Origin of the sequence: Pseudomonas sp. NPDC079367, from assembly GCF_044542195.1 — a bacterium.
GTDB lineage: Bacteria > Pseudomonadota > Gammaproteobacteria > Pseudomonadales > Pseudomonadaceae > Aquipseudomonas.
The window spans coordinates 54,216-71,366 of record NZ_JBITTW010000003.1; the positions used below are offsets into that span (position 1 = coordinate 54,216).

General features: G+C 60.4%; 11 protein-coding genes and 3 pseudogenes. 6 read left to right on the forward strand and 8 right to left on the reverse strand.

Annotated features, from left to right (window positions below):
• The first annotated feature begins 55 nt into the window (after positions 1 to 55).
• Positions 56 to 3,082, forward strand: coding sequence for an FAD-binding and (Fe-S)-binding domain-containing protein (locus ACIGDJ_RS06435; protein ID WP_397478523.1), 3,027 nt, complete (start codon positions 56 to 58; stop codon positions 3,080 to 3,082).
• Here ACIGDJ_RS06435 and ACIGDJ_RS06440 read toward each other — a convergent pair.
• From ACIGDJ_RS06440 to ACIGDJ_RS06450, 3 genes are all read right to left on the reverse strand, one after another.
• The gene (locus ACIGDJ_RS06440) at positions 3,015 to 3,701 is read right to left on the reverse strand and encodes a paraquat-inducible protein A (RefSeq protein ID WP_397478522.1); all 687 of its coding nucleotides are present in this window, start codon (positions 3,699 to 3,701) and stop codon (positions 3,015 to 3,017) included. The genes ACIGDJ_RS06435 and ACIGDJ_RS06440 overlap by 68 nt on opposite strands.
• Positions 3,698 to 4,294 carry a paraquat-inducible protein A gene (locus ACIGDJ_RS06445; protein WP_101155129.1) on the reverse strand — a complete coding sequence of 199 codons (597 nt, stop codon included), beginning with the start codon at positions 4,292 to 4,294 and terminating at the stop codon, positions 3,698 to 3,700. Before ACIGDJ_RS06445 ends, ACIGDJ_RS06440 begins: the two co-directional genes overlap by 4 nt.
• Before the next feature lie 737 nt (positions 4,295 to 5,031).
• The gene (locus tag ACIGDJ_RS06450) at positions 5,032 to 6,423 is read right to left on the reverse strand and encodes an aldehyde dehydrogenase family protein (protein ID WP_313004858.1); all 1,392 of its coding nucleotides are present in this window, start codon (positions 6,421 to 6,423) and stop codon (positions 5,032 to 5,034) included.
• Positions 6,424 to 6,526: 103 nt separating this feature from the next.
• On the opposite strand from ACIGDJ_RS06450, the gene ACIGDJ_RS06455 reads away from it, so the two are divergent.
• Positions 6,527 to 7,405, forward strand: a complete 879-nt coding sequence (locus ACIGDJ_RS06455) for a LysR family transcriptional regulator (RefSeq protein ID WP_101155371.1) — start codon at positions 6,527 to 6,529, stop codon at positions 7,403 to 7,405.
• Between the two features lie 12 nt (positions 7,406 to 7,417).
• On the opposite strand, the gene ACIGDJ_RS06460 is transcribed toward ACIGDJ_RS06455, so the two are convergent.
• From ACIGDJ_RS06460 to ACIGDJ_RS06470, 3 genes are all read right to left on the reverse strand, one after another.
• Positions 7,418 to 8,041: a glutathione S-transferase family protein gene (locus tag ACIGDJ_RS06460; RefSeq protein WP_397478521.1), complete on the reverse strand. Its 624-nt coding sequence runs from the start codon at positions 8,039 to 8,041 to the stop codon at positions 7,418 to 7,420.
• 119 nt (positions 8,042 to 8,160) lie between these two features.
• On the reverse strand, positions 8,161 to 8,979 hold the full coding sequence (locus ACIGDJ_RS06465) for an alpha/beta fold hydrolase (protein WP_397478520.1): 819 nt from the start codon (positions 8,977 to 8,979) through the stop codon (positions 8,161 to 8,163).
• A gap of 219 nt (positions 8,980 to 9,198) precedes the next feature.
• A complete protein-coding gene (locus ACIGDJ_RS06470) occupies positions 9,199 to 10,242 on the reverse strand; it encodes an LLM class flavin-dependent oxidoreductase (RefSeq protein ID WP_101155121.1) in 1,044 nt (347 codons plus the stop codon).
• Positions 10,243 to 10,601: 359 nt separating this feature from the next.
• Between ACIGDJ_RS06470 and ACIGDJ_RS06475 the strand changes: the two are divergent.
• Positions 10,602 to 11,486, forward strand: a pseudogene (locus tag ACIGDJ_RS06475) (cache domain-containing protein); the annotation flags it as partial.
• 306 nt (positions 11,487 to 11,792) lie between these two features.
• A pseudogene (locus ACIGDJ_RS06480) lies at positions 11,793 to 12,392 on the forward strand (methyl-accepting chemotaxis protein); the annotation flags it as partial.
• A gap of 79 nt (positions 12,393 to 12,471) precedes the next feature.
• Here the strand turns inward: ACIGDJ_RS06480 and ACIGDJ_RS06485 are convergent.
• Positions 12,472 to 12,957 (reverse strand): flavin reductase family protein, encoded by a 486-nt coding sequence (locus ACIGDJ_RS06485; protein ID WP_313004869.1) that lies wholly within the window; start codon positions 12,955 to 12,957, stop codon positions 12,472 to 12,474.
• Positions 12,958 to 13,280: 323 nt separating this feature from the next.
• On the opposite strand from ACIGDJ_RS06485, the gene ACIGDJ_RS06490 reads away from it, so the two are divergent.
• A complete protein-coding gene (locus ACIGDJ_RS06490) occupies positions 13,281 to 14,687 on the forward strand; it encodes a purine-cytosine permease family protein (protein WP_397478519.1) in 1,407 nt (468 codons plus the stop codon).
• Positions 14,688 to 14,936: 249 nt separating this feature from the next.
• Positions 14,937 to 16,037, forward strand: a complete 1,101-nt coding sequence (locus ACIGDJ_RS06495) for a polyamine ABC transporter substrate-binding protein (protein WP_313004873.1) — start codon at positions 14,937 to 14,939, stop codon at positions 16,035 to 16,037.
• A gap of 126 nt (positions 16,038 to 16,163) precedes the next feature.
• On the opposite strand, the pseudogene ACIGDJ_RS06500 reads toward ACIGDJ_RS06495, so the two are convergent.
• A pseudogene (locus ACIGDJ_RS06500) lies at positions 16,164 to 17,138 on the reverse strand (TerC family protein).
• Between the last annotated feature and the right edge of the window lie 13 nt (positions 17,139 to 17,151).

The following is a 17,151-nucleotide window of genomic DNA, read 5'->3' on the forward strand; positions in this document are numbered from 1 at the left end:
TTGGGCACAACTGTTCACCGCCACGCCGCCCGATTTGACCGAGATAACCTGACCGATGATTGCCCAGCTATCGCCCGCCAAAGCCCTGACCGGCGATTACCAACAATTCCTTGCCGCCCTGAAAAACAGCGGCTTTCGCGGTGAAATCAGCGCCGATTACGCCAGCCGCGTGGTGCTCGCTACCGACAATTCGATCTATCAGCGGTTGCCGCAAGCGGCGGTGTTTCCGCTGGACGCCGAAGACGTCGCGCGGGTGGCGCGGCTGATTGCCGAACCGGCGTACGAGAAAGTGGTGATCACCCCGCGCGGCGGTGGCACCGGCACCAATGGCCAATCGCTGACGGACGGTATCGTCGTCGACCTCTCGCGGCACATGAATCGCATTCTGGAAATCAACGTTGAACAACGCTGGGTGCGCGTGCAGGCCGGGGTGGTCAAGGACCAGCTCAACGCCGCATTGAAATCCGCCGGGCTGTTCTTCGCCCCTGAACTGTCGACCTCGAACCGCGCCACGGTCGGCGGCATGATCAATACCGACGCCAGCGGCCAGGGCAGTTGCACCTACGGCAAGACCCGCGACCACGTGCTGGAGCTGCAGATGATTCTGCGCGGCGGCGAGCGTTTGCACGGTCTGCCGCTGGAAGAAAACGAGCTTGAAGCACAGTGCGCTCGCGCCGATCGGGTCGGCGAGGTCTACCGTTGCGCTCGGCAGATCATTGATGAGCAGGGCGAGTTGATCAAGGCACGCTTCCCCGACCTCAACCGCTGCCTGACCGGTTATGACCTGGCGCACCTGCGTGAGGACGATCAGCGCTTCAATCTCAACAGCGTGCTCTGTGGCGCGGAAGGCTCGCTGGGTTTTGTCGTCGAAGCGCGATTGAACGTGCTGCCGATTCCCAAGCACACGATGCTGGTCAATATCCGCTACGCCGGGTTCATGGATGCGCTGCGCGATGCGCGGGCGTTGATGGCGCTCAAGCCGTTGTCGATTGAAACCGTCGATTCCAAGGTCTTGCTGCTGGCGATGCAGGACATCGTCTGGCACGGCGTTGCCGAATATTTTCCAGAAAGTGCCGAGCGCCCGACGCTGGGCATCAACCTGGTCGAGTTCTGTGGCGATGACCTGGAAGATTTGCAGCACCGCGTTGAAGCGTTCATCCAACACTTGCAAAATGACCGCACGGTGGAGCGTCTGGGCCATACGCTGGCGGTCGGTCAAGCAGCGGTAAACAAGGTCTACGGCATGCGCAAACGTGCGGTGGGCCTGCTTGGCAACGTCGCCGGCGAGGCCCGTCCGCAGCCTTTCGTCGAAGACACCGCCGTGCCGCCGCAGCACCTGGCTGAATACATCGCTGAGCTGCGCGACCTGCTCGACAGCCATGATTTGCAGTACGGCATGTTCGGCCATGTCGACGCCGGCGTACTGCACGTGCGGCCGATTCTCGACATGAAAGACCCGCTGCAAGCGGCGTTGGTGCGCCCGGTGTCCGATGGCGTCGCCGCACTGACCCAGCGCTACGGCGGCCTGCTTTGGGGTGAACACGGCAAGGGCCTGCGTTCGGAGTATGCGCCGGCATTCTTCGGCGAGTTGTACCCGGCGCTGCAAGCCTTGAAAGCGGCGTTCGACCCGTTCAACCAGTTCAACCCGGGTAAAATCGCCACGCCAGCGAACAGCGGTGCAGCGCTGCTGAAGATCGATGAAGTGACTCTGCGCGGTGAGCTTGATCGGCAAATCGACGAGAAAGTCTGGCAAAGCTACGGCGCGGCCATGCACTGCAATGGCAACGGCGCCTGCTACAACTTCGATCCTGATGACGCCATGTGCCCGTCGTGGAAAGCCACCCGCGAACGTGCGCAGTCGCCCAAGGGGCGTGCCTCGCTGATTCGCGAATGGCTGCGGTTGCAGGGCGAGGCGGGTGTCGACGTGCTGTCGGATGCGATCCGCAAACCGGCGTTTTTCCGCACGCTGTGGCAGCGCTGGCGCAACAGTCGCGATCCGTCGGCAGACTTTTCCCATGAAGTGTACGACGCCATGGCCGGTTGCCTGGCCTGCAAATCCTGCGCGGGGCAGTGCCCGGTGAAGGTTAACGTGCCGGAATTTCGCTCGCGCTTTCTCGAGCTGTATCACAGCCGCTACCTGCGTCCGGCACGGGATTATCTGATCGCCTCGCTGGAGTACACCATCCCGTACATGGCGCGGATTCCGGCGCTGTACAACGGTTTGATGGGCGCGGACCGGGTGCGCAGTGCCTTGGCGCGGGTCGGGGGCATGGTCGATGTGCCGTTGCTCAGCCGCTTCGATTTCCACGCTGCGCTGCGCCGTTGGCGGGTGCAGCCCGCGACCGTTGCGGCGCTGTCGGCGCTCACCCCGCAGCAACGCGAACGCAGCGTGGTGATCGTGCAGGACGCCTTCACCCGCTACTTCGAAGCGCCGCTGTTGGCGGATCTGGTCGAGCTGATTTCGCGTCTGGGTTATCAGGTCTATCTCGCACCGTTCAGCGCCAATGGCAAACCGCTGCATGTGCAGGGCTTTCTCTCGGCGTTCAATCGCGCGGCGTTGCGCAACGCTGGGCAATTGCAGGCGCTGGCGCAGTCCGGAGTGCCCTTGCTGGGGCTGGATCCGGCGATGACTCTGGTCTATCGCCAGGAATACCTGAAAGTGCCGGGCCTGAATGAATGTCCAGAAGTCGCGCTGGTGCAGGAATGGTTACTCAAGGTCATGCCGGAGCAGGCGCCTGAGGTTCAGCCCAAAGCGTTCCGTCTGCTCGCCCATTGCACGGAGAAAACCAACGCGCCGGCCGCGACCCGCCAGTGGGAACAGGTCTTCGAACGTGCTGGTCTGAAGCTCGCCACACAAGCCACCGGTTGCTGCGGCATGTCCGGCACTTACGGCCATGAAGCGCGCAACCGGCAGACTTCAGCGCTCATCTATGAGCAGTCGTGGGCGCGTCAGATCCAAGCAGTGGCGGAGCAGGGCGAGGCGTTGGCGACCGGCTATTCCTGCCGCAGCCAGGTCAAGCGCCAGTCGGCTCAGGCGCTGCGTCATCCGTTGCAGGTGTTGTTGGAGACGCTGCGTCGCTGATCGTGTCGCTGGTGTCCTTGTCCCAGATCAGACGCGGGTCGAAACTCATCGCAGCGAGCATGGTGAACACCACGACCAGGCCAAAGAACAGGATTCCCGGTCGTGGCTCGATATCGCCCAGCGCCTGGAATTTCACCAGCGCTGCGACCAGTGCGACCACCAGCACGTCGAGCATCGACCAATAGCCGATCAGCTCGACGAAGCGGTACAGCTTCGAACGCTCCTTGCGCGCCCAATCGCTGTTTCGCTGCACCGTGACCAGCAGCAAGGTCAGGGCGACGAATTTGACTCCCGGTACCGCGATGCTGGCGATGAAAATGATCAAGGCAATGTCCCACGCCCCGGCCTCCCAGAACTCCAGCACGCCGCTCATGATCGTGCTGTCGGCGCCGTTGCCGAGCATCATCGTGTTCATCACCGGGAGCAGATTGGCTGGAACATAAAAGGCCAGCGCGGCGAGCATGTACGCCCAGGTGCGCGTCAGCGAATTGGTCTTGCGCCGATGCAGCGGCGCGTCGCAGCGCGGGCATTCGTGTGGCTCGTCGGTCATGTCACAGGCCAGGCCACAGCTGTGACACAGGCACAGGTTGAGTTCGCTGGCAGTCGGTGGACGCTTCATAAAATGTCCCAGAGTTCGCGGATGTCGCGGCCGGCAATGCGGATCATCATCAGGCTCAGCACCGCCAGGGCGAACAGGCCGATCCCGGGCAGCACATCGAGCAGGCCGGCCAGTTTGAACACCGCAACCATCGCCCCCAGCAGACACACTTCAAGCATGCTCCACGGCCGCAGGGTTTCCAGCCAGCGCATGCACAGATTGAACCCCGGTGCCCTGCGCAGGCCGAGGGCAAAACTCAGCACCCAGATCAGCAACACCAGCTGAAAGGCCGGGGCAATGATGATTGCAATCGCCGCGACCATGGCGATGAAAGTAATCGGTCCCTGGCTCAGCGCGAGCACCGAATCCCACAGCGTCGCACTGTTTTTCATGCCTTTGAGGCTGATGCTCATCACCGGGTAGAAATTGGCGAACAGCCACAGCATCGCCGCCGTGAACGTCAGCGCCAGACGCTGCTCGATGGTCAGCCCGTTGAAGCGCTGCAGTACACCACCGCAACGCACGCACAGGGTTTTCTGATGCTTGGCGAGCACGACCTTTTCGTACACGCAGTCACAGTGCTCGCAGATGATCAGGTGTTCGGTGGTGACCATGGACAGCGCTCAAGGGCAAGGCGGACCTGTTCACTATAGAAGGCTGGAGCCGATGGGCAACCTCGATGCTGACGAGTTGCTCGCACAATGGAAATATGTTGCGCCCCAATAAGCGCTGCGGATCCCGGATGGGAGCGGGCTTGCTCGCGAAGAGGGTATGTCAGGCGATGCAGCGGTGACTGACCGAATGCTTTCGCGAGCAAGCCCGCTCCCACAATGGAAATGTGTTGCGCCCCAATAAGCGCTGCGGATCCCGGATGGGAGCGGGCTTGCTCGCGAATAGGGTATGTCAGGCGATGCAGCGGTGACTGACCGAATGCTTTCGCGAGCAAGCCCGCTCCCACAATGGAAATGTGTTGCGCCCCAATAGACGCTGCGGTTCCCGGGTGGGAGCGGGCTTGCTCGCGAAGCGGGTATGTCAGGCGATGCAGCGGTGACTGACCGAATGCTTTCGCGAGCAAGCCCGCTCGCACAATGGAAATATGTTGCGCCCCAGTAGACGCTGCGGTTCCCGGGAGGGAGCGGGCTTGCTCGCGAAGCGGGTATGTCAGGCGATGCAGCGGTGACTGACCGAATGCTTTCGCGAGCAAGCCCGCTCCCACAATGGAAATATGTTGCGCCCCAATAGACGCTGCGGTTCCCGGGTGGGAGCGGGCTTGCTCGCGAAGAGGGTATGTCAGGCGATGCAGCGGTGACTGACGGGACGCTCTCGCGAGCAGGCCTTCAGCGTGTCTGGATTATTTACGATCCAGCCACACGGTCTGCGCGTTGCAGAATTCCCGTACGCCAAAGTGCGACAGCTCACGACCGAAGCCGCTCTTCTTCACGCCGCCAAAGGTCACGCGCGGGTCGCTGGCGGAGTAGCCGTTGATGAATACACCGCCGGTCTCCAGTTCGCTGGTCAATTGTTCAGCCAGCGCGACGTTGGCGGTGTAGATCGTGGCGGTCAGGCCGAAATCGCTGTCATTGGCCAAGGCTACGGCGTGCGCACAATCGCGGGCGGTGATGATCGAGGCAACCGGGCCGAACAGCTCTTGCTTGAACGAGGTCATGCGGTCGGTCACATCGGCCAGCACAGTCGGTTCGTAGTAATTGCCGGCGCCCTCGGCTTTTCTTCCGCCGAGCAGCAGCGTCGCGCCTTCTTCAAGGGTGTCGCGCACTTGCTGATCGAGTTCATCACGCAGATCGAAACGCGCCATCGGCCCGATATAGGTGTCGGCGTTGAGCGGATCGCCCATCTTCAACTGGTGCGTAGCTTCAACAAACTTGCGGGTGAATTCTTCCACCACACCTTGTTCGATAATCAAGCGCTTGGCAGCCGCGCAGACTTGGCCAGAGTTTTGATAGCGACCGACCACCGCCGCGTGCACCGCCTCATCCAGATCAGCATCGTTGAGCACGATGAACGGATCGGAGCCGCCGAGTTCCAGCACGCACTTCTTCAACGCCGCACCGGCCTGAGCGCCGATGGCCATACCGGCGCGGACGCTGCCGGTCAGCGTCACAGCGGCGATGCGCGAATCGGCAATGGCGCTGGAAACGCCTTCCTGGGTGACGTTGATCACTTCAAACACGCCCTCGGGAAAACCGGCGCGAACAAACGCATCGCGCAACAGGTAAGCGCTGCCCATCACGTTCGGCGCGTGCTTGAGCACGTAGGTGTTGCCGGCGATCAGCGTCGGCACCGCGCCGCGCAGCACCTGCCAGATCGGGAAGTTCCACGGCATCACTGCCAGAATCGGTCCCAGCGGGCGGTACTCAATGCGCGCCTTGCCGCCTTCGACCTGAGTGGCCTCGGCGTCGAGCATGGCCGGGCCGTGTTCGGCGTACCACTCGCAGAGCTTGGCGCACTTCTCGATTTCGCCACGAGCCTGAGCGATCGGCTTGCCCATTTCCCGAGTGATCATCGTCGCCATGGCTTCGGCGGTTTCACGCAGCGCGCCGGCGAGGGCGGTCAGTAGGCGCGAACGGTCCTGCAGCGGCTTGCGCTTCCACTTGCCGAAGCCATAGGCGGCGCGGGTCAGTGCTGCATCAAGGGCAGCGGCGGATTCGAACGCGTAGTGACCGATCTGCTCGCCGGTGGCGGGGTTGATCGAGATGGCGTGGGTCTGGCTGGAAATCTGGCTCATGACTTTGTCCTGCAGGTTCGTCGGATGGGCCTAGAGTAGGGTGGCGTTTGTTTTCTGGAAACTGAATAATAAAGATCGTTTCCTTCACGATTGGAGAATGACTGTGGATCTGGTGCAACTGGAAATCTTCAAGGCTGTGGCCGAACACGGCAGCATCAGCGCTGCCGCCACGCAGATCCATCGCGTGCCGTCGAACCTGACAACGCGGATCAAACAGCTGGAGCAGGACCTCGGCGTCGATCTGTTTATCCGGGAGAAAAGCCGTCTGCGCCTGTCACCGGCCGGGTGGAGTTTTCTTGAGTACACGCGGCGCATTCTCGATCTGGTACAGGAAGCGCGGGCCACAGTGGCGGGAGAAGAACCCCAGGGCGCGTTCCCTCTGGGCTCGCTGGAAAGTACCGCGGCGGTGCGCATTCCCGAACTGCTGGCGGCGTACAACCAGCAGCATCCGAAGGTCGACCTCGATCTTTCCACCGGGCCATCGGGGACGATGATCGACGGCGTGCTGTCCGGGCGTCTGGCTGCGGCATTTGTCGACGGCCCGGTGCTGCATCCGGCGCTGGAAGGCGTGCCGGCCTTCGAAGAGGAAATGGTCATCATCGCGCCGCTCAATCATTCACCGGTCGAGCGCGCGGCGGATGTGAACGGTGAAAATATCTACGCTTTCCGATCCAACTGTTCCTACCGTCATCATTTCGAAAAATGGTTTGGCAGCGACGCCGCCGTACCGGGCAAGATTTTCGAAATGGAGTCCTACCACGGCATGCTCGCCTGCGTCAGCGCCGGTGCCGGCTTGGCACTGATGCCGCGCAAAATGCTGCAGAGCATGCCCGGCAGCGCGACGGTCAGCGTCTGGCCGCTGACCGCGGACTTCCGCTATCTGACCACCTGGCTGGTGTGGCGCCGGGGTACGGTGTCGCGCAGTCTGAGCATGTTTGTGCGTTTGCTTGAGGAGCGTGGCGTGGTGCGCGAGCAAGCCTGATCAAGCGTGTCTTTATGGCGTGCCATTGCGCCCATACAAACGATAACCATCGCGCTGGTTCAAACGATCGTAGTAGGCCCGCACCGCAGCAAAATCCGCATGATCGAGCGGCGTTTCGAACCAGCGATTGACCGACAGCCCGATCGGGATATCCGCCAGGGAAAACTGCTCGCCACCGACGTAAGCGCCGGTTTTCTCCAGTTGGCGATCGAGGATTTCCATGTTCCGCGTCCAGTCCCGGCAACCGGCGGCCAATGCGTCGCGATTCTGATAATCCGGCGACTTGCGCACCAGCGCCATCAGCGGATACGACCACGAGCGATTCAGCTCCGAGGCCTGCCAATCGATCCACTGATCAACCCGCGCCCGGGCGATCGGCTCAGCGGGATACAAATGCGCGCCGCCGTAACGCGTCGCCAGATAACGAATGATCGTGTTGGATTCCCACAAAGTGAAATCGCCATCCTGAATGACCGGCACCATGGCGCAGGGGTTGAGCGCGAGAAACTCAGGCGTGTTTGGCGACTTGAAACCCGAACCCCAGTCTTCACGCTCGAACGGGATGTTCAGTTCGGCACAGGTCCACAGCACTTTGCGCACATTGATCGATGAGGCTTTGCCGAGTATTCGCAGCATGGGATCTCCTTGTCTCCAGATGTCGGACGCAGAAAAAATACCATAGCGCAAAACACAAGGCCCGCATTGCGCGGGCCTCGGTTAATCAGCGTTTACTGAACGATTTCACCGGGTGGAAATCAGCGCTTGAGGAACGCCAGCAGATCCTTATTCAACGCCTGCGCATGGGTGACGGCAAACCCGTGCGGCGCGCCGGCGTAAACCTTCAACTCGGCGCCTTTGATTTGCGCGGCCGCCTGCTTGCCGGTGGTTTCGAAGGGCACGATCTGGTCGCCGTCGCCATGGATCACCAGGGTCGGCACGTCGATCTTGGCCATGTCCGGGCGGAAGTCGGTTTCCGAGAACGCGGTCACGCAATCGACGGTGCCCTTGAGCGATGCCATCAGCGCGATGTTCAGGGTTTGCGTGAGCACGCCGTCAGAGATTTTCTGGCCCTGATTGATGCCGTAGAACGGCGTGTTGAAGTCGGCGATGAACTGCGCACGATCCTTCAGCAGGCCAGCCTTGATGCCGTCGAATACCGATTTGTCGACGCCGTCGGCGAAGTCGGCTTTCTTGCCGAACAGCGGCGTGACCGCACCGAGCAATACCAGGCCGGCAACACGCTCGCTGCCGTGGCGGGCGATGTAGCGGCTGACGTCGCCGCCACCCATGGAAAAACCGACCAGGGTCACGTCGCGCAGGTCCAGATGGTTGATCAAACCTGCGATGTCATCGGCAAAGGTGTCGTAGTCGTAGCCGGTCCATGGTTGATCGGAGCGGCCGAAACCACGGCGGTCGAAGGCGATGGTGCGGTAGCCGCGACTGCTCAGGTATTCCATCTGGTATTCCCACATGTCGGCATCCAGCGGCCAGCCGTGGCTGAACAGCACGGGCTCGCCGCTGCCCCAGTCCTTGTAATAGATCTCGGTGCCGTCTTGGGTTTTGAAGGTGCTCATGCAAACTCCTTGTGATGTCTATGGGCTTGAATGGATGCCGAATGGCAACGGCTACTATCCGCGCAAAACGCGAAGGACACTTGTACGCAAGTGCTGGTTTGGCGCAAGAGAAGTGTCTTAGGTTGCTCGGTGAGTATTTCAGCTCGACATTACAGAATTGAAAAAGGGCGAACTCCCAGCGGAGTCGCCCTTTTTCAATGTCCAAGGATTGGCAAGTTTCTAGCGAAACGCCGGCACCACATGCTTGATAAACAACTCCAGCGATTTCTTCTTCTCTTCATGCGGCAAGCTGTTGTCGCACCAGAAACTGAACTCATCCACGCCCAGTTCCTGGTAGTACTTGATCCGCGGAATGATCTCTTCCGGCGTACCGATCATCGCGGTCTTGTGCAGGCTCTCCAGCTCAAACTCCGGACGCCCGGCAAATTTCTCTTCCGGGCTCGGCGCGAGGAAGCCATTGACCGGCGTTTGCTTGTTGCCAAACCACGCATCGAACGTGCGGTAGAAACGTGAGATAGCTTTGGCGCCGACTTGCCAGCCGTCCGGGTCGTCGGCGGTGTGAACGTGGGTGTGGCGCAGCACCATCAATTGCGGGCGCGGTACGTCTGGGTTGTTGTCCAGTGCGGTCTGGAATTTGTTCTTCAGGTCGAGGACTTCTTCGTCGCCCTTCATCAATGGCGTGACCATCACGTTGCAGCCGTTGGCCACGGCGAAGTTGTGCGAATCCGGGTCGCGGGCGGCGATCCACATCGGCGGGTTGGGCTTCTGGATCGGCTTCGGCACGCTGGTGGAGGTGGGGAATTTCCAGATGTCGCCGTCGTGGGCGTAGTCGCCTTGCCACAGGGCGCGGACTACCGGGACCATTTCGCGCAGGGCCTGGCCGCCGCTGGAGGCGGGCATGCCGCCGGCCATGCGGTCGAACTCAACTTGATAGGCGCCGCGTGCGAGGCCGACTTCCATGCGGCCGTTGCTGATCACGTCGAGCAGGGCGCATTCACCGGCGACGCGCAGCGGGTGCCAGAACGGCGCGATGATGGTGCCGGCGCCGAGGTGGATGGTCGTGGTTTTTGCTGCGAGGTAGGCCAGCAGCGGCATCGGGCTTGGGGAAATGGTGTATTCCATGGCGTGGTGTTCGCCGATCCACACGGTGCTGAAACCGCCAGCCTCGGCCATCAGGGTCAGTTCGGTCAGGTCTTCGAACAGTTGGCGGTGGCTGACGCTTTCGTCCCAGCGTTCCATGTGTACGAACAGGGAAAATTTCATGACGCTACCTCGAGTCTTTTGTAATTGGCCGGTCGTGTGCGGGCCTGTCGAACTGACGTGAGCGCTGTGCGCTCGCGAGTCTTCTCACCATTCAAGCACGCCTTCGAGGACGGCTGTTCGGTTGATTGAATATTGGTATACCATAATACGGAATATCCGCAAAATATTTCTGACCGACACTTCGAACAAGGAAGGCGCAAGCAATGAACATAAAACAAAAACTGACTCTGGCGTTTGCGGTAATCGCCAGCCTGCCGGTGTTACTGGTGGCAGCGCTGATCATCCTCAATGTCCGCGAGGGCGCGCGCGACACCTTTACCGACAGCACCGGGCGCGAGGTGCGTCAGGTGGAAAACGCGATGCAGCTGTTCTTCGAGGGCATCAGCCAGAACGTTGCTTACCTGGCCGAGCATCCACAACTGCAGAGCATCGACGCCAGCCTCAAACGCTACCTGAGCAGCGACGCCGCGCAAGTGCCGATGGGGCCGCAGGACCAACAACTGTTCAGGCTTTTCGACGGCCTGGCCAAGGCGCACCCGGCCTATACCTATCTGTCTGTCGGCACCGAGCAGGGCGGTTATCTGTTCTGGCCGGGCGATGCGAAGTTGGCCAACTACGATCCGCGCACCCGCCCCTGGTACAAAACCGCGATGGCCAATCCTGGCCAAACCCTGCGCACCGAGGCCTATTACTGGGCGGCGGATGACGTGGTGCTGGTGAGCACCGTGCGCAGCTTCAACAACCAGTTGGGGAGCAATGCCGGTGTGGTCAACATCGATGTGTCGCTCAAGCAATTGACCGATCTGGTCAAGCAGATCCGCCTCGGCGAGAGCGGTTATCTGATGCTGATGGAAGCCAATAACACCGTGCTGGTGGACCCTAGCGATCCGGCGCACAACTTCAAGAAACTCAGCGATCTCGGCGATGGTTATCAGCAACTGGCCGAGGCGGGCAAAGGGCTGGTTGAGGTGCAGTTGGCCGGCGAGGATTACATGGCGCTGGTCTGGCCGTCGCAGGCATTGGGCTGGCGCTTTGTGGGCTTGGTAAAAGCCAGTGAAGTGATGGCTGGGGCGACGCGTTTGACCTGGCTGATCGGCGCGATCGCTGTGGTTTGCGCACTGTTGTTTGCGATGGCTGGTGCTTGGTTCGCCGGGCTGATGGTCAAGCCGATTCGCGGCGTGGCGAGTGGTCTCGAAGGCATCGCACAAGGCGAGGGCGATCTCACTGCGCGACTGGAAGTACGCGGGCAGGATGAAACCGCGCAACTGGCCGGCTGGTTCAACCAGTTTCTTGAAGCGATTCGTACGCTGATTCAACGCATCGGCCAGGCGGCAGGGCAGATTCACAGCAGCTCCGGCAGCGCCACCGAAGTCTCGGCGGAAATGGCCGACGTCGCTTCGCGTCAGCGTGAGGCGGTGGACATGGTGTCGACCGCGTTCCACGAAATGGTCGCCACCTCCAATGAGGTTGCGCGCTCGTGCAGTCAGGCCGCCGACTCGGCAGACAACGGTCAGCGCCAGGCACACACCGGGCAGCAACAGATCGACGCGGCGGTGAGCAACGTCGGGCGCTTGAGTCAGGAGATCGGCCACAGCGCCGAGTCGATGCAGCAATTGGAGCAGGACAGTAACGACATTCAGTCGATTCTCGGCACGATCCGCTCGATTGCCGAGCAAACCAATCTGCTCGCGCTCAACGCCGCCATCGAAGCCGCGCGCGCCGGTGAACAGGGCAGGGGCTTTGCCGTGGTCGCGGATGAAGTTCGCGCGCTGGCCAAACGCACGTCGGATTCAACCGGTGAGATTGACGCACTGCTGGGTAATCTGGCGCGGCGCACCCATCAGATGGGCAAGCAAATGCACGCCAGCCTCGAGGTCTCGCAGCAAACCGTGGTGTCGATCAACGAGGCGCGGACGAGTTTTGAATTGATCCGTGAATCGGTCGACGTGATCCGCGACATGAACACGCAAATCGCCACGGCGGCGGAGGAACAGCATCAAGTGGCAGAGGACATCAATCGGCACATCAGCCAGATTCATGGCGATGCGCAGTTGGTGGCGAGCCTGGCGGATTCGACTCGCCAGGATGCGCAGAATTTGACGGCCTTGTCGCAGACCTTGAATCAGCTGGTGAGCCGGTTTCGTACGTAGTCCGTAACCACCAGCAATCCAAAAAAACGTGGGAGCGAGCAAGCTCGTTCCCACATTGGATCTCTGAGCGCCGATGGACTTACGCCACAACCGGCAACGCGCCCATCTTGCCGTGGCAATACACCAGCGGCCCGGCGACTTGCTCGGGGACGATCAGGTTCTTCACCGCGCCGACCATGATCGCGTGGTCGCCACCTTCGTATTCACGCCACAACTCGCATTCGATCACCGCCGTCGCATTGGCGAGGATCGGGTTGCCCAGTGCGCTCAACGTCCACTCGATGCCCTGCGCCTTGTCCTTGCCTTTGCGGGCGAAGGCATAGGCTTCGCTTTGCTGCATGCTTGATAACAGGTGAATTGCAAAACGCTTGTTCTTGATCAGCACGGGGTAGGAGTCGGAGCTGTAGTTGGGGCAGAACAGCACCAGCGCCGGGTCCATCGACAGCGAGCTGAACGCGCTGGCGGTCAGGCCGACGATCTGACCGTCGTCGTCCAGCGTGGTGATAACGGTGACGCCTGACGGGAACGAGCCCATGACTTGTTTGTAAATGGCAGCATCGATCATTGGGTGGTCCTCGGGTGGTGTGACGCGGTTTTTATGGTTTGTAGGTCTGATGGTATACCGTAATACATATCTTGCAAGGGCTTTTCCGATGAACCGATAAACGTGCGACTTTCGTCGGAAACTCAATGTTTACGGGGCTTTCAGCTAGCCGTGCAGGGGCGGGATCAGCGAGGATAGCGGATCAGAGAGCGACAGAATCAGCGGATCAGGCTTGTGCAAAGTTTGGAATACCATAATATGGTCTGCATCTGAGGGGCGACCCAAGAGTCCTCCCGGTTTGGCTTCATACAAAGATAAAAACAGACAAACTCGAGTTCATGCATATGTCCCAGATGTCCCGGCAAGATCCGTTGATCGAGAATCATACGGTCGATTACGTCCCACTCGCGGAACGCCACGGGAAGGCCCGCGATCTGTTCACTCTTTGGTTCAGCACCAACATCGCGCCACTGCCCATCGTCACCGGCGCCATGGTGGTTCAGGTGTTCCATCTCAATCTGTTCTGGGGGCTGCTGGCGATTGCGCTGGGGCACATGATCGGCGGCGTGGTGATCGCGCTGGCGTCGGCCCAGGGCCCGCGCATGGGCATTCCGCAAATGGTCCAGAGTCGCGGCCAGTTCGGCCGTTATGGCGCGCTGCTGATCGTGTTCTTCGCGGCGATCATCTACATCGGTTTTTTCATTTCCAACATCGTGCTGGCCGGCAAATCCATTGTCGGCATTGCGCCCTCGGTGCCAGCGCCGCTGAGCATTCTGATCGGCGCGCTGGCCGCTACAGCGATCGGCGTGATCGGCTACAACTTCATTCACACGCTCAACCGCATCGGCACCTGGGTGATGGGCGGCGCGTTGCTCGCCGGGTTCATCTACATTTTCGCCCATGACTTGCCGGCAGACTTTCTGACGCGCGGCAGCTTCAATGTCTCCGGCTGGCTGGCGACAGTGTCGCTGGGGATCATCTGGCAGATCAGTTTCTCGCCCTACGTCTCCGACTACTCCCGTTATCTGCCGGCAGACATCGGCATCGCCAAACCCTTTTGGGCGACGTATCTGGGCGCGACGCTGGGCACGGTTCTGTCGTTCAGCTTTGGCGCAGTGGCCGTGCTGGCGACGCCGGAAGGCACCGAAGCGATGGCGGCAGTCAAACAGTCCACCGGTTGGCTGGGGCCGATTCTGATGGTGCTGTTTCTGCTCAACATCATCAGCCACAACGCGCTGAATCTGTATGGCGCGGTGCTGTCGATCATCACCTCGATCCAGACTTTCGCCAGCCAGTGGACGCCCAGCATCAAGGTGCGCGTGGTGCTGTCGAGCGTGATCCTGGCTGGATGCTGCGTGGTCGCCCTCGGCGCTTCGGCGGATTTCATTTCCGAATTCATCGGGTTGATTCTGGCGCTGTTGCTGGTGCTGGTGCCGTGGGCGTCGATCAACCTGATCGACTTCTACCTGATCAAGCGCGGCAACTACGACATCACCTCTATCTTCCGCGCCGACGGCGGCATCTACGGGCGTTTCAACCTGCACGCAATCATTGCCTATTGCATCGGCATCATCGTGCAGCTGCCCTTTGCCAACACCTCGCTGTACGTCGGGCCGTACGCCAATCTGGTCGAGGGCGCCGACCTGTCGTGGCTGGTTGGCCTGGTGGTCACCGTGCCGCTGTATTACTGCCTGGCAACTCGCGGTCAGGCGCAGCAGAGCAGGGCGGCCAGACTCGGCTATACCGACTGATCCAAACGGCAACACAGCAATGCCCGGCCCAGCGCCGGGCATTTTTGTGTGCGTATTTCAGCGGTCACGGAAATTGGCCATATCGATCCCCTTTTGGCCTGCCGCCTACTGTCAACGCGCTACGCTGTCAGCAAGAATCGAAACCATAACAACAGGCTCGACCTTTTTTGCCCTTGGCTATCCTTACAGCCACTGCCGTGTACAGAACATAAAAACCATCGATCTCACGTCGCATTCGGGGAAACAACCATGGTCACGATCAAACGTATTCTGGGCGCCACCGTGTGTGGCTTGACGCTGCTGGCCAGCGCCGTCCAGGCCGAGCAGCGCGAACTGCGGGTGTACAACTGGGCGGATTACATCCTGCCGTCAGTGCCCAAGGATTTCGCCGAGCAAAGCAAGATCAAAGTGACCTGGGACACCTTCGACACCAACGAATCCCTTGAAGCCAAACTGCTCACCGGCAACTCCGGTTACGACCTCGTGGTGCCGTCTAACCAGTTCCTCGAAACCCAGATCAAGGCCGGCGTGTTCCAGAAACTCGACAAGTCGAAACTGCCGAACTGGCAGCACCAGGATCCAGCCCTGCTCAAATTGCTTGACGCCAACGACCCCGGCAACCAGTACGGCATGCCATACATGTACGGCACCGTGCTGATTGGCTTCAACCCGGCCAAGGTCAAGGCTGCATTGGGAGATAACGCACCCGTGGACAGTTGGGATCTGGTGTTCAAGCCCCAGAACATGGAAAAGCTCAAGGCCTGTGGGGTGGCGATGCTCGATTCACCTTCGGAGATCCTGCCGCTGGCCCTGCATTATCTGGGCCTCGATCCGAACAGCCAGAACCCGGCGGATTATGAAAAGGCCAAGGCCTTGATGATGAAGATTCGCCCGTACGTGACCTATTTCAACTCGGCCAAGTACATGACCGACATTGCCAACGGCGACATCTGCGTGGCGATCGGTTATTCCGGCAGCTTCTACCAGTTCGGCAATCGCGCCAAAGAGGCGGGCAACGGCGTCGTGGTCGACTGGCGTTTGCCGAAGGAGGGCGCACCGATCTGGTTCGACACGTTCGCCATTCCCAAAAGCGCGAAGAACGTCGCCGAGGCGCATGAGTTCCTCAATCACTTGCTCGACCCGAAAGTGATCGCACCGATCAGCGATTTCCTCGGCTATCCGAATGCCAACAAGGACTCGATGCCGCTGGTCAACAAGGACATCACCGACAACCCCAACCTGACCCCGACCAGCGAAGCGCTGAAAACCCTGTATGTGGTGCAGCCGTTGCCGCAGAAAATGGAGCGGGTGCGCACGCGGGTGTGGACCAGTATCAAGTCCGATAAATAAGTATCGGCTGTACGAAATCCCTGTGGGAGCGAGCTCGCTCGCGAAAGCGCAGTGGCAGTCGATGTAAATGTTGACTGATCCGACGCCTTCGCGAGCAAGCCCGCTCCCACAAGGTGTCAGGTGGTGTCATTCGGTGCGGCGTTCTGCCTCGCGGGTGGTCACCAGACTCAACAGTACCGACCCGAGAATCACCGAACCCACCACCGCCAGCGACCATTCCACGGGCATGTGGAACCATGGCATCAGCACCATCTTGCCGCCAATAAATACCAGCACGATCGCCAGCCCGTATTTGAGCAGGTGAAAGCGATCAGCCATGTCCGCCAGCAGGAAGTACAGCGCGCGCAGGCCCATGATCGCGAAGATGTTTGAGGTAAAAACAATGAACGGGTCGGTGGTCACGGCGAAGATTGCCGGGATACTGTCGACCGCGAACATCAAGTCGCTGGCCTCGATCAGCACCAGCACCAGAAACATCGGCGTTGCCCAGCGCACGCCGTTCTGCAGGATGAAAAACTTCTCGCCGTGAAAGCCGCTGGTGATGCGCATATGCCCGCGAACCCAGCGTAACAACGGGTTTTTGTCCAGATCCGGTTGATGATCAGCGAACACCAGCATCTTGATCCCCGTAATGATCAGGAATACGCCAAAGGCATAGAGCAGCCATTCGAACTGTGAGACCAGCCACACACCGGCAAAAATCATGATCGCGCGCATGACAATCGCGCCCAGCACGCCGTACAGCAGCACGCGTCGTTGCAATTCCGGCGGCACGGCGAAATAGCTGAAAATCATCACGAAGACGAACATGTTGTCGATCGACAGCGACTGCTAGATCAGATAACCGGTGAGAAACTCCAGGGTTTTCTGCCGGGCGATTTCACCGCCGAATTCGCCGTGCAGATACCACCAGAGCAACCCGGCAAAACTCAGCGCCAGCAGGCACCAGGCAACCACCCAGGCCGACGCTTCCCGCACCGAGACCCGGTGCGCCTTGCGCCCACCGAAGACAAACAAGTCCAGGGCCAGCATGGCGAGAACGAAGACGATGAAGGCGCCCCACATCCAGGGTTCGCCGATATTGATGTTCGTGGCAGGCATGTCACGCTCCCTG

Bases quoted from the DNA above. Each gene is read 5' to 3' on its own strand.
- ACIGDJ_RS06435 (WP_397478523.1), top strand. From the start codon at position 56: ATGATTGCCCAGCTATCGCCCGCCAAAGCCCTGACCGGCGATTACCAA.
- ACIGDJ_RS06440 (WP_397478522.1), bottom strand. From the start codon at position 3,701: ATGAAGCGTCCACCGACTGCCAGCGAACTCAACCTGTGCCTGTGTCAC.
- ACIGDJ_RS06445 (WP_101155129.1), bottom strand. From the start codon at position 4,294: ATGGTCACCACCGAACACCTGATCATCTGCGAGCACTGTGACTGCGTG.
- ACIGDJ_RS06450 (WP_313004858.1), bottom strand. From the start codon at position 6,423: ATGAGCCAGATTTCCAGCCAGACCCACGCCATCTCGATCAACCCCGCC.
- ACIGDJ_RS06460 (WP_397478521.1), bottom strand. From the start codon at position 8,041: ATGCTGCGAATACTCGGCAAAGCCTCATCGATCAATGTGCGCAAAGTG.
- ACIGDJ_RS06465 (WP_397478520.1), bottom strand. From the start codon at position 8,979: ATGAGCACCTTCAAAACCCAAGACGGCACCGAGATCTATTACAAGGAC.
- ACIGDJ_RS06470 (WP_101155121.1), bottom strand. From the start codon at position 10,242: ATGAAATTTTCCCTGTTCGTACACATGGAACGCTGGGACGAAAGCGTC.
- ACIGDJ_RS06485 (WP_313004869.1), bottom strand. From the start codon at position 12,957: ATGATCGATGCTGCCATTTACAAACAAGTCATGGGCTCGTTCCCGTCA.
- ACIGDJ_RS06490 (WP_397478519.1), top strand. From the start codon at position 13,281: ATGTCCCAGATGTCCCGGCAAGATCCGTTGATCGAGAATCATACGGTC.
- ACIGDJ_RS06495 (WP_313004873.1), top strand. From the start codon at position 14,937: ATGGTCACGATCAAACGTATTCTGGGCGCCACCGTGTGTGGCTTGACG.